We start from the raw sequence: 12,281 nt of genomic DNA, 5'->3' as shown, positions 1-12,281 counted from the left end.
CCCCCGGGATATTTTTACCATGTGGAAGCGGCGGAGGCGGGGCCACCGGGGGCGCTGCGCCTCATACGCCCGTGTCGGGGCCGTAGCAGAGCATCGGCTTGTCGTCCTGCTGCGCCTCGTAGAGCACGGTGTTGGCAGGGTCATTCTGGAACACCGCGCGCAGCCCGCCGCCCTCGCGGAAGAAGCTCCAGCATTGCGGTACGTTCATGTCCTCGTAGACGAAGCAGATCATCTGCGCCTCGGCGTACCATTCCCCGTCCTTGCACTCGCCGTCGAGGAAGGACCAGCGCACGCGGCGGTCCGGCAGGTATTCCTCGACCCCGTAGGCCTCCCCCTCGCTGCCGAAGTAGAGGGTCTTGCCCGTGACGTAGGCCTCGAATTCCTCGGCGCTCATCGGCTGGGCGGCGGCGAGCGGCGAGGCGAGAAGGGCGAGCGAAAGAAGGAGCCGGATCATGCGGCAAGCCTGCCAGAGGCGCGGCGCTTGGGAAAGCGGAAAGACGTCGCGCCGGGCGTCGGGGCACGGAGGCGCTTGAGGGCGAAAATGTCGCTAATGTGACATTAACTTGGTCAAGAGGTCGGAAAATTGTCCGATTGACGTCGCTTTTGTGAAGCTCTGTGCGGTCAGGAATTTTTGTAAACGGCGCAGATGCAGCCCGATTTTCTGAGCGTCGCACAAAGTTCCGCCGCTGCGCCGCGGCCGTCGCGACCGAGGCGCGCCATCCAGTAGCCGCCGCGCGGGCTGGCGCGGCTCTTCTGCCAGACCAGCTCGGGCTGCTCGCCGCCGACAGTGCCGGAACAGCTCTGGGCGCGGCGGCGGAATTGCGCCAGCGCCCGGTCCTGCGTGGTGCCGAAGGCCATCTGCACCCCCCAGGGGTGCAGCGGCGGTTTCGCCTCGGGGTAGGCGGTCAGGGTGCGATTCCGCGCCAGCTCGTGGCAGGCTTGGCGGAAGGGTTTGTCCCCCTGCAGGCGGAAGTCATGGGTTTCGGGCGGGGTGTCGCGCCAGGTTTCGGCGGCGAGCCCGGTGATCAGCACCACGTAGTTGATCGTCTCGCGTGCCAGCCCGGCGCGGCGCGCCACCAGCCCATCGGCCCGCGCCTCGCCGCCGTTGTAGGCCACCGCCGCGAGCCCCTGGTTGCCGTAGTGGCGCGCTAGCTCGCCGAGGTACTCGGCGGAATTTTCCAGTGCCTCCGCAGGGTTGTAGGGGTCCTTCAATCCACGCAGCTTCGCTGTCGAGGGGATGAACTGGGCGATGCCCTGTGCATTCGCGGGGCTGAGCGCATTGGGATTGAACCGGCTTTCCTGCCAGATCAACCGCGCGAAGAAGCCCGGCGACAGCCCGTTCCGGAGGGCGAAGTGTTCGATTGCCTGGCAGGTGTCGTAGACATAGTGCGCCGGCCGTATGCATTGCACCGGACCGAAGGCGCCGGGGGAGCAGAGTGTGCCGGGTTCGACGGGGCTGACGTGGGGATGGAGCGGTTCGGCCCGCAGGGAGAGCGGGGCGAGCAGGAGGACGAGGAAAAACACGGCCCGCAACATGCCCCCATGAAGGCCGCGCGGCGCGGAAAGGTCAACTCACACTTTTATCTACGCGCGGCCCGTATTAGGTGAGAGCAAAGGCAGCGAGAGGTCCGGCCAATGTCCTTCTTCGGCAAGCTCAAGAGCAAGCTTTTCAAATCCTCCTCGAAGCTCGAGGAAGGGCTGGACGCGATTGTCCAGGAGGGCGGCACGGCAGACGCGCCCGACACCGCTCCCGAAACGCCGGAGGTGCCGCAGACTCCGGCGCCCGAAACGCCCGCGCCGGTGACACCCGGCCCCGACGTGCCGCCGCCGGCACCTGAAACACCGCCGCCCCCCGCGCCCGAAACCCCGCCTGCCCCGGAAGAGGTGCCGCCCGCCCCGCCGCAGGAGACGCCTCCGGCGCCGGAACCCGAGGCGCCGCCGATGCCGGAGCCCGCGCCGCAACCCGAACCCGAAACGCCGCAGGCGCCGCCGCCCGCCGATCCGCAGCCCGCGCCGCAGGAAGCCCCGGTGATGCCGCCGGCGGACCCGTCGCCGATGCCTGCGCCGCTGGAGATTCCCGAACCGCTTCAGACGCCGGAAGTGCCCCAGCAGCAACGTGGTGGCGGGCTCATCGGGCGGCTCTTCGGCAAGGGCCAGCCGGCCGCTCCGGTGGTGCGCCGCGCCCTCGACGACGAGATGATCGAGAGCCTCGAAGAGCTGCTCATCCAGTCCGACATGGGCGTGGATACCGCGCTGCGCGTGACCTCGAACATTGCCGAGGGCCGCTACGGCAAGCGCGTCTCGACGCAGGAGATCAAGCAGCTGCTGTCGGGCGAGGTGGCGCGGATCATGGAGCCGGTCGCCAAGCCGCTGCCGCTCTATGCCAAGAAGCCGCAGGTGGTGCTTGTGGTGGGGGTCAACGGCTCGGGCAAGACCACCACCATCGGCAAGCTCGCCAGCCAGTTCCGCGCCGCGGGCAAATCGGTGGTGATCGCCGCGGGCGACACCTTCCGCGCCGCCGCTGTCGAGCAGCTGCAAATCTGGGGCGACCGCGCCGGCGTGCCGGTGCTGACCGCGCCCGAGGGCTCGGACCCGGCCAGCCTTGCCTTCGACGCGATGACCAAGGCGCAGGCCGAGGGGGCGGACCTTCTGATGATCGACACCGCCGGGCGCCTGCAGAACCGTTCGGATCTGATGGAAGAACTGGCCAAGATCGTCCGGGTCATCCGCAAGAAGGATCCCGACGCGCCGCACAACACGCTTCTGGTGCTGGACGCCACCACCGGACAGAACGCGTTGCGGCAGGTGGAGATCTTCCAGCAGGTTGCCGATGTCTCGGGGCTGGTGATGACCAAGCTCGATGGCACGGCGCGCGGCGGCGTGCTGGTGGCGCTGGCCGACAAGTTCGGCCTGCCGATCCATGCCATCGGGGTGGGCGAGCAGATCGACGATCTGCAGCCCTTCGATCCCGAGGAGTTCGCGGCGGCACTGACCGGGCTTGAGACGCGCTAAGGCAGGGCGGGGTTATTCCTCGCTCCAGCCCATCTTGTTCTCGACGAAGCGCAGCAGCGTCAGCACCACCAGAACGATCACCGTTGCCATCGCGGCGAGCGGCATCTGCCCGGCTCCGCAGCCCAGTCCCACCGCGCCCGCGAGCCAGAGCGAGGCGCCGGTGGTGATGTTGCGGACCTTGCCGCCGGAGGTGAAGATCAGCCCGGCAGCGAGGAAGGCGACACCGGCAGTCACCGCCTCGATCATCCGCAGAGGGTCGTTGCGCTGCTCGTCCGAGCCGCCGAAGTCCATCGCCGCCAGTTCCAGCCCGAGCAGGACGAAGAGACAGGCCGCGACCGAAACAAGGATATGGGTGCGCAGGCCCGCGGGCTTGCCGCGCCGTTCGCGTTCGAGGCCGATCAGCCCTGCCAGCACGATCGCCGCCAACAGCCGGGCAAAGGCACCGGCGGGCGGGATCACCGAGAAGGTGTTTTTGAATTCGTTCAGGATTTCCCCGATCATCACGTCTCCTCCGCTGCACCGTGATCAACGAGGCGGCGGGTCGGGCAGTTCCGCCATTGAGAAGCCGCCGCCGCGAGGTTATCTGTGCTTGCGCACAAGGAGACCCGCATGGCCACGAAGCAGATCAACCCCTTCCTCAAGTCGGCGCTCGAGTTCGGACCGGTGCTGGCCTTCTTCGCAGCCTACCTGCTGCTGAAGGACAACGCCTACGTCATCGGCGGCCGCGAGTACCAGGGTTTCGTGGTGGTCACAGCCGGGTTCATCCCGCTGATGCTGGTCTGCACCGGGCTGCTGTGGAAACTCACCGGGCACCTCTCGGCCATGCAGGTGGTTACCGCGGTGCTGATCGTGGTCTTCGGCGGGCTCTCGGTCTGGCTCAACGACGAGCGCTTCTTCAAGATGAAGCCCACGCTGATCTACCTGCTCTTCGGCGTCGCGCTGCTGGCCGGGATCCTGCGCGGCGAGAGCTACCTGCGCAAGGTGATGGAGGGGCTGATGCCGCTGCAGGACGAGGGCTGGATGATCCTCACCAAGCGCATCTGCGCCTTCTTCTTCGGCCTCGCGCTGCTCAACGAGATCGTCTGGCGCACGATGAGCACCGAGAGCTGGGTCTACTTCAAGACCTTCGGCCTCACGGCGGCGGTTTTCGTCTTCTTCATGACCCAGAGCGGGCTGTTCAAGCGCTACGCGCTGGAGGCCGACAAGGACTGAGCGTCGCGGCGCGGTGCCGGTGACACGGCGCCGGTCGACCTGCTGAATCTCGGGTAATTTTGTTGCGCGCTGGCGGACAGCAGGTTCAAGCGGCTGACCTTGGGGAATAATTCGTGCGAAATCCGGCCAAAACCTCGGGTTTTGTCCGGATCGCGATCATTGCCATGCGTCCAGAGCATAGCGGGACTGACGAAAACAGTCAGGCACTTGGGTTACACCCGCCTGCTGATTGCGTTAACCGATCCCATCCCGGAACAAAGCTGTTCCAGACGCAAGGAAAGACGAAATAAAATGTCCCTCTCAGACGCAGCCCACGCGGCACCGCGCGCTGGGGCCACGCCGGCGCTGAACTCCCCGGCCAAGGTCCTGACCGCGAGCCTTGTCGGCACCACCATCGAATTCTTCGACTTCTACGTCTACGCGACCGCTGCCGTGCTGGTCTTCCCGGCGCTGTTCTTCCCGAGCAGTGATCCGATGACCGCGCTGCTGGCGAGCTTCGCCACCTTCTCCATCGCCTTCTTCGCGCGCCCCTTCGGTGCGCTGGTCTTCGGCCACTTCGGCGACCGCATCGGCCGCAAGGCGACGCTGGTCGCGGCGCTGCTGACCATGGGGATCTCGACCGTCGTGATCGGCTTCCTGCCGAGCTACGAGCAGATCGGCGTGATCGCGCCCCTGCTGCTGGCGCTCTGCCGTTTCGGCCAGGGCTTCGGCCTCGGCGGTGAATGGGGCGGGGCGGTGCTCATGGCCACCGAGAACGCTCCCGAGGGCAAGAAGAACTGGTACGGCATGTTCCCGCAGCTCGGCGCACCGCTGGGCCTGTTCCTGTCGTCCGGCCTGTTCTGGATCCTGCTGCACTTCATGAGCGAAGAGGCGCTGCTCAGCTGGGGCTGGCGGATTCCCTTCGTCTCGTCGCTGCTGCTGATCGCCGTCGGCCTCTGGGTGCGCCTGTCGATCACCGAGACGCCGGACTTCCAGAAGGCCATCGACAATGAAGAGCGCGTCGCCGTGCCCGCGGTCGAGCTGTTCAAGAACCACAAGGTCTCGATCGTGCTCGGCACCTTCGTGGCTCTGGCGACCTTCGTGCTGTTCTACATCTGCACGGCGTACCTGCTGAGCTACAACGTCAAGGTCGTGAAGATCCCCTTCACCGACGCGCTGGCGATCCAGATCTGGGGTTCGGTTGTCTTCGGCGCCTTCATTCCGCTGGCCGGCAAACTGGCCGAGCGCTTCGGCCGCCGCGAGATCCTGACGCTGACCACCATCCTGATCGGCGTGTTCAGCTTCCTCGTGCCGGTGCTGATGGTCGAGAACGAGATGCGTATCATGGGCTTCGTGACGCTGGGCATGGCGCTGATGGGTATGACCTACGGTCTGATCGGCACCGCTCTGGCGGCACCTTTCCCGACCCGCGTGCGCTACACCGGCTCGTCGATCACCTTCAACTTCGCCGGCATCTTCGGCGCCTCGCTCGCGCCCTATATCGCGACCTGGCTGCAGAGCAACTACGGCCTCGCCTATGTGGGCTACTACGTGCTCTTTGCCGCCGCGATCACCCTGCTGTGCATCTTCGCCAGCGGCAAGGGCAAGGTCTGAGGCAGATTGCCTGAGCAGAATTGAGAAGGGCGCCGGTTTTCCGGCGCCCTTTTTCGTTGGGAGTCCGCCCGCCCGGAGCCAAGGCGCAGCCGCTGGGCGAGCGCCTGCCCGTCCCGGCGGGCTGGCGCTTTGTGACGCGTACGCAAAGCTCGAAGTTCGTGCGGAGGGGCAAAGATAAAGTGCCTTTGCCGAATGGCAGTGCGCCATCCCTCTCGGCAGGCGTCGCCCGGATCGCGCCGCATGATCTGATAGCCAAGAAAAAAGGGCGCGACCCGCTCGGCCACGCCCTTTCATCTTTCTTCAAATACTCACTTCCGGCCGATCAGTCCTCGCGCGGCGGCTCCGCGTCGGGATCTTCCTTCCCGACACCCTTGAAGACGAACTTGAAGGGCAGCATCCACAGGAACCCGAGGAAGACGTAGACCGCGAACTCCAGCCAGATCGGCGGGCGGTCGAGCGCGTTGACCACGCTGACCGCCGCAACGATGTAGAGCGGCAGGCCCACCAGCAGGATCACCAGCGACCAGCGGCGGCGGGATTTGTAGCTGAGGGCCATGCCGGTTCAGTCCGCGAAGGGGTCGGTGACGAGGATGGTGTCGTCGCGCTCGGGCGAGGTCGAGAGCAGCGCCACCGGGCAGCCGATCAACTCCTCGATGCGGCGCACGTATTTCACCGCGGCGCCGGGCAGGTCGTTCCAGCTGCGTGCGCCTTCGGTCGACTCGGACCAGCCTTCCATTTCCTCGTAGATCGGCTTGCAGCGCAGCTGCTCCTCGGTGGCGATGGGCAGGTGGTCGAGAACCTCGCCGTCGAGCTCGTAGCCGGTGCAGATGCGGATGGTATCGAAGCCGTCGAGCACGTCGAGCTTGGTCAGCGAGATGCCGTTGACGCCCGAGGTCACGCAGGTCTGGCGCACCAGCACCGCGTCGAACCAGCCGCAGCGGCGCTTGCGGCCGGTCACGGTGCCGAACTCGCGGCCGCGCTCGCCGAGACGCTGGCCGTCGGCATCGTCGAGCTCGGTGGGGAAGGGACCTTCGCCGACGCGGGTGGTGTAGGCCTTCACGATGCCCAGCACAAAGTCGATCGCGCCCGGGCCGATGCCGGTGCCGGTGGCGGCCTGGCCGGCGATCACGTTCGAGGAGGTCACGAAGGGATAGGTGCCGAAGTCGATGTCCAGCAGCGCGCCCTGCGCCCCTTCGAAGAGGATGCGCTTGCCCGCGCGGCGCTGCTCGTTGAGCACCTTCCAGACCGGGCCGGCATACTCGAGGATCTGCGGCGCGATCTCCTTGAGCTGGGCGATCAGCCCGTCGCGGTCCACCGGCTCGAGCCCGAGGCCACGGCGCAGCGCGTCGTGGTGCTGCAATGCGCGGTCGACGCGGTGTTCCAGCGTCTCGGGGTCGGCGAGGTCGGCGACGCGCACCGAGCGGCGGCCCACCTTGTCCTCATAGGCCGGGCCGATGCCGCGACCGGTGGTGCCGATCTTGGTGCCCTTGCTGGCCGCTTCCTCGCGGGCGCGGTCGAGCTCGCCATGGATCGGCAGGATCAGCGGGGTGTTCTCGGCGATCATCAGCGTCTCGGGGCTGATCTCGACGCCCTGAGCGCGGATCGACTCGATCTCCTTCACCAGGTGCCACGGATCAAGCACCACGCCATTGCCGATCACCGACAGCTTGCCGCCGCGCACCACACCGGAGGGCAGGGCATTCAGCTTGAACACCTTGCCGTCGATGACGAGCGTATGGCCTGCATTGTGGCCCCCCTGGAAGCGCGCGACCACGTCGGCCCGCTCCGAGAGCCAGTCCACGATCTTGCCCTTGCCTTCGTCGCCCCACTGGGCGCCCACGACGACCACGTTAGCCATTGCTCACCTGTCCTTTTGCCGGCGGTTCAAACGGGCTCCGTATAGATCCACGGCGCGGCGGTGGGAACCATCAAATTGGGCGTTCCGGCGGGCGGGGGAAAGAATCCGCGGCAGGCCTGCCCTCGGGTGGAGGGAAAAGGGGGCGGTGCTTTGCCGTTATTTGCGCTGCTCATGACTTCTGCACTGGAACATCGGATGTACCTTTGAAGAACGTCGCAACGCAAGGTTACTGAAACGTTGTTGCCGCGGTTCGAGACCCCGATTTCGGACTGCGGCGCGACTGTAAACAGCTTTACCCGGCGCCTCCCTCGAGGCGCCGGGTGATCTTCTGGGAGAGGTTGAGGCCCGGGGGCCGGTATCACCGGGCCGTAGGTGTCTCCGAAAGCGGCTTGTTCTTGAGCCGGTCTGCGAGGACACCGTCGGTCACTTCGGGACGAAGATTGTGGCGGCGAATGAGTTTCGCCGCGCTCTCTGGAGCGACTTGCTCGAGGTCAGCGAACAGCTCTGCGGCGCGCTGCTCCGGCATCTGGTCCAGCAACTGCTCCAGCGCCTCCACCATTGCAGCGCGGATCTTCGCGCGGGTTTCAGCGTCCTTCTCGCCATCCTGACGGGCCGAGGCCTTGAGGGCATCGATCAGGCGGTCGGTCTTCTTGCTCATGGGGTACTCCTTTGTGAGCGATGGGGTGAGCGTGACGGCGGTCACGGGGAGGAAATGGAAACGATCGATCCCAGACGGAAAGAAATCAGTCGTGGTCGGGCGGATATTCTTCGCCATGGTCATGGTCAGGGGTCTCATGCCGTCGAAGGGCCATGAGGCTACGCGTGAGGCCCCTCAGGGTGGCCTTGCCGGATGTTGCGACCTCCCCGGACAAGCGTGATACCAACCCTTGCAGCATGTCTCGCGCCTTGCCGATCTCGGCGATGTCGCGGCGCAGGGCCTGCTCCGCATCCACACGGGCATGACGCCTCATGACGCCGAAGAGACGGCCGACAAGCGCGGTGGCGCGTGTCCTGCCCTTCGGGGATGCCGTCAGTCGCTGCATCAGCCGTGCTGTTTCGGGCGCGAGCTTCTGCTCAGGGGGCGCGGCTTCAAGGCGGGGAACATCGCCGCTCTCGTCGAAAGTGAGGGTCCCACGTTCGACCCCTTCGATTGCGGCATCGATGGTATCGATTTCGGCTTCGCGCACGGCCAGAGCGGCATCCCGTGTGTCCAGGCGGCGATCACGCCGGGCGAGCGCGTCTTCGCGTTCGCTCAGTACTGCCTCTTGGGCTTCCAGCTTCAATTCCTGCACGGCACGCCATTCAGACGTGCGGGCATGATAGCGGCGCTTCGGCAGCGGCTGGCCCGCCGCACGCGCCTGGCGGATCGCGGCGGCGCGACGCTCACCGCGTTGCAGGTTCACGACGCTGAACGCGTCCCCGGCGCTGTCCTGCGCCTGCTCGTAGTCCTTGACCAGATCATGCTTCGACGGTTGCAGCATGTGGCGCACCGCGATCACCTTTGTCTCGCCAGTCTTCTTGTTCGTGCGGGTCATCTCGACCCGCTCGATCGGCAGAAGGACGGCGTGAACGTGGAACGCCGTCTCGTCGCGATCGACGCGCGCGTGGATGATGTCGCCCTTGAACTCCTTGCGCAGCCAGCTTTCGGCACAAGCCTGGAACTCTGCCTCCCGGTTTTCGCCCAAAAATTCGGCCACCTCATCCTCGAAGTAGGCGCGATTGGCCGTCAAGATGATCTCCCGAAGGGGCCCGTGCCGCGTCGCTCGCCACGGCTCTTTCGGACCTTCGGTAAGGCGTCGCTCCGCATCCTTCTTGCGCTTTCGCTTTCGCAGCGCCGTAACCTCGTCGAGGAAGTTCTGCAGGCGGATCTCCTGGATCCTTTCCAGTGCTTCAGCGGCCCAGGTTTCCTTGCCGATGAAGGTCTTGTTGAGGTGGCTTCGGGTCTTATCGACGTGGCTGATATCACCGCCCTTGCGCAGGCGGTGTGCTTCGTAGCCCGCAAGATCCTTCGGAAACATTCCGCGCATGCGAAGTACCACACGGTACTTTTCGTCTTGCGTTTGTGTTGGGGCCATCGACCGATCTCCTGCTGCTCGATGAGCAGAAGATCGGTCGATGTTGGGGCGCTCGGAAAATCGTGGGGGAGTGGGGCCTCAGACCATCGTAGCGGGCTAGGAGGAAGAGGAGCGGTTTCACGGGGAGACGCGGGCGGTTGGAAATCCTCGGCGACATTGCCGAAGAAATCGAGTTCCAGATGCACGAGTACTACCCGCTACGCCGTGCGCATTTGTGCTGGATTTCGATCCCAATGAGGAAACGGGAGGCCGCAGAGCTGACCATCCGCGCCCGGCTCAAAGTGATTCCAGAGCATGATCACAAAGCTCTGCTTGAAGCGCGCAGCACGCAGATGCAGCGACAAGAAAGCGGTACCGTACTGGTAAGGCCATGCCGGTTTTGAGGTCACGACGTCTGGGCATTCGTGATCACCGATTGGTTTGGATAGGGCGATCTCCGATACCTTCTGTGACCCTCACCCACGGCAGCTCTGCGCAGCATGCGGACATCGCACCGATGGGTTCATTTTTGGAAACTGCCGTTCAGGCTGAGCGCAGCGATCGATCCCTAAGAGCCCAAAATACCGAATTTCTGCGCGGCAGCTAACAGGCCGCTGATAAACTTGGTCGAGGCATCCGATCTTACCGATCTCGTTGGACCGGAGCCGTAGCCAAGACGATTAGCTCCACGAGATTGCGCCTGAGTGGGGCTTCTATGCAGCTCATCTGGCACCGCTGAATTTTTTCAACGGCCTGCTAGAGACCGCTTTACGCGATTTGCACTCAATTTGACGGCTTTGAAATTGTGCTAGCAGTAGTCCGTTCAGTAGTCGTTTTGGCAGGTGCGGTGCCTTGATAGCTGAGCTATCGTGCAAAGAACGATCATCTAGGAGGTAGATAGTGATGGATCTTGAACTCTCAAAAGTTTTGACTGAAGCCTATCTTGTACTCAGCGACATCTTTCACTCCGCTGTTGTAATGCTCCTGGCTTTTTGGGTCTCAAGCCGTTGCATTGACAATCAGCCCACGGGCGCCTTAGGTTATGTTGATAAAATATATCGAAGCCGGTCAACAATACAGATAGTACGTATTTCAAAAATATTTCGCCTGAGCGCCTTAATACCTATTTTTCTTCTGATATTGATTTTTTCCGGCTCACGTCTTTTGAGCGGGGTGCTAAAGTACCTAGGAGGTTTCACAGACTTCTTTCTAAGGACCTCCTACGACAGAAGCCTACAACACTTGAGACTAGGTGATGAGAACCAACTCGGCAGGTTGCTAAAGAGTGCATGTGGGGATGTATGTGAAACTGACGTCGGGCAACTTACCAGTTTGAGCTATGGCGACTTCATCAGCCACTTTCAAACTCTTCGAAACGAAGTAGCGGCGACTTCTCCAGAATTACTAGAGAGAACCTTTTCATCATTAACCGCGCCTTGGGAGATCACCCTATCCGGATATCTGGTCGCTACAAAGGTACTACTATTGTTGGTGGCAGCAACGCTGCTGTTCCGGGAGTGGATTGAAAGAACAACTTTCATATCTTTGTCTAGCACGAAAACGCGACGAAGAACCATTTATATACTCTTATTGATACTCGTATTCGTTAGGCTGGAGTGGGAGCAAGAAATTGAAACCACGGTTATGAGAGACTTTAATACCGTTGTGTCTTCGTCCGCTCCCCGCCTTACAATAGTTGAACTACGAAATTTGGATACGTCGGATAGGTCCTTAATTGAATGGAGAGAAGACCAGCTACGATTTGTCGAATCTGGAATCTGGTTGCGATACCACTACAATCAAGTTAAGCGCCTATTTTGTCTTTCGACAATCGGACTGGTCGCACTTCCGGAGTGGGGTGAGAGTCTCAGTGGTCAAATGTGTCGGGTGAAATACCAGATTGCAACCTTTGGGCGACCCCGATAGCCGCGTTCTGAAGCAGACCTCGGAACAGTTGCAGGGAAAGCTGACTTTGTCCGCTCCTTGATCGCCCCGGCCTCTCTTGACCGAGGTCCGCTTCGGCAGAATGGCACCGCAAGGCTAACGGGGAGTTTGGGGCTGGGACCAGCCGAATGCACTCGCAGCGGGGCCGTGGCCCAGCACCTACGAATCGGCCTCGGCGCCGCCGTGCAGCATCGCAGTGCTGGACCTCCATGGTAGCATTCCGCCGCCGGCAACGGGTCGGAGATGGGGCTGGGCGCGGTGGAGGGAAACCTTCACCATGGGAAATGAGAACCTACCCGCCGTTCGCCCCACCAAACCCGCCTGGAACCGTGGCCGCATTATCGGTCAAAAGCGGCCCCTATTACCTCGACACGTCTGGGCCATCCGTGTCCGTTTGGAAATCGCAGCGGAGATCCGCGACCTCGCCCTCTTCAACCTAGCGATCGACAGCAAGTTACGCGGCTGCGACCTCGTGTGCCTGAAAGTGGCGGACGTGCTTTCTGCCGGTTCGATCAAGGAGCGCGTATCGGTCGTGCAGCAGAAGACTCGACAGCCAGTGCGCTTCGAGATCACCGAGGGCACGAGGCGGTCATTGATGGCCTGGCTCG

General features: G+C 63.4%; 12 protein-coding genes. 5 read left to right on the top strand and 7 right to left on the bottom strand.

Annotation, left to right across the window (positions count from 1 at the left end):
- Positions 1-61: 61 nt before the first annotated feature.
- Both BM397_RS23780 and BM397_RS23775 read right to left on the bottom strand, forming a co-directional pair.
- On the bottom strand, positions 62-454 hold the full coding sequence (locus tag BM397_RS23780; protein WP_092429562.1) for a hypothetical protein: 393 nt from the start codon (positions 452-454) through the stop codon (positions 62-64).
- Positions 455-621: 167 nt separating this feature from the next.
- Positions 622-1,524, bottom strand: coding sequence for a lytic transglycosylase domain-containing protein (locus BM397_RS23775; RefSeq protein WP_342707636.1), 903 nt, complete (start codon positions 1,522-1,524; stop codon positions 622-624).
- A 111-nt stretch (positions 1,525-1,635) separates the two neighbouring features.
- Here BM397_RS23775 and ftsY point away from each other — a divergent pair, with 111 nt between their 5' ends.
- Positions 1,636-3,012: a signal recognition particle-docking protein FtsY gene (gene ftsY / locus BM397_RS23770; protein WP_092429558.1), complete on the top strand. Its 1,377-nt coding sequence runs from the start codon at positions 1,636-1,638 to the stop codon at positions 3,010-3,012.
- 12 nt (positions 3,013-3,024) lie between these two features.
- Here ftsY and BM397_RS23765 read toward each other — a convergent pair whose 3' ends face one another.
- Positions 3,025-3,513: an MgtC/SapB family protein gene (locus BM397_RS23765; protein ID WP_092429556.1), complete on the bottom strand. Its 489-nt coding sequence runs from the start codon at positions 3,511-3,513 to the stop codon at positions 3,025-3,027.
- Between the two features lie 108 nt (positions 3,514-3,621).
- Here BM397_RS23765 and BM397_RS23760 point away from each other — a divergent pair, with 108 nt between their 5' ends.
- Both BM397_RS23760 and BM397_RS23755 read left to right on the top strand, forming a co-directional pair.
- Entirely contained in the window at positions 3,622-4,224 is a 603-nt protein-coding gene (locus BM397_RS23760; protein WP_092429554.1) for an inner membrane-spanning protein YciB, read from the top strand.
- A gap of 291 nt (positions 4,225-4,515) precedes the next feature.
- Positions 4,516-5,817 carry an MFS transporter gene (locus BM397_RS23755; RefSeq protein WP_092429552.1) on the top strand — a complete coding sequence of 434 codons (1,302 nt, stop codon included), beginning with the start codon at positions 4,516-4,518 and terminating at the stop codon, positions 5,815-5,817.
- Between the two features lie 322 nt (positions 5,818-6,139).
- On the opposite strand, the gene BM397_RS23750 is transcribed toward BM397_RS23755, so the two are convergent.
- The 4 genes from BM397_RS23750 to BM397_RS23735 all read right to left on the bottom strand — a co-directional run bounded on the left by BM397_RS23750 (position 6,140) and on the right by BM397_RS23735 (position 9,750).
- Positions 6,140-6,373, bottom strand: a complete 234-nt coding sequence (locus BM397_RS23750) for a DUF2842 domain-containing protein (RefSeq protein WP_092429550.1) — start codon at positions 6,371-6,373, stop codon at positions 6,140-6,142.
- Between the two features lie 6 nt (positions 6,374-6,379).
- Complete coding sequence (locus BM397_RS23745; protein ID WP_092429548.1) at positions 6,380-7,675, bottom strand: adenylosuccinate synthase; 1,296 nt, start codon at positions 7,673-7,675, stop codon at positions 6,380-6,382.
- A gap of 358 nt (positions 7,676-8,033) precedes the next feature.
- Positions 8,034-8,333, bottom strand: coding sequence for a hypothetical protein (locus BM397_RS23740; RefSeq protein WP_092567420.1), 300 nt, complete (start codon positions 8,331-8,333; stop codon positions 8,034-8,036).
- Positions 8,334-8,418: 85 nt separating this feature from the next.
- On the bottom strand, positions 8,419-9,750 hold the full coding sequence (locus tag BM397_RS23735; RefSeq protein WP_143187076.1) for a plasmid recombination protein: 1,332 nt from the start codon (positions 9,748-9,750) through the stop codon (positions 8,419-8,421).
- Positions 9,751-9,887: 137 nt separating this feature from the next.
- On the opposite strand from BM397_RS23735, the gene BM397_RS23730 reads away from it, so the two are divergent.
- The gene (locus BM397_RS23730) at positions 9,888-10,133 is read left to right on the top strand and encodes a hypothetical protein (protein WP_092429542.1); all 246 of its coding nucleotides are present in this window, start codon (positions 9,888-9,890) and stop codon (positions 10,131-10,133) included.
- Positions 10,134-11,950: 1,817 nt separating this feature from the next.
- The coding region (locus BM397_RS23725; RefSeq protein ID WP_501037399.1) for a site-specific integrase at positions 11,951-12,281 on the top strand (331 nt) is incomplete at its 3' end.

Source organism: Alloyangia pacifica (assembly GCF_900116195.1).
GTDB lineage: Bacteria > Pseudomonadota > Alphaproteobacteria > Rhodobacterales > Rhodobacteraceae > Salipiger > Salipiger pacificus.
The sequence above is the reverse complement of the archived record's forward strand: the minus strand, read 5'-3'. Positions and strand labels throughout refer to the sequence as shown.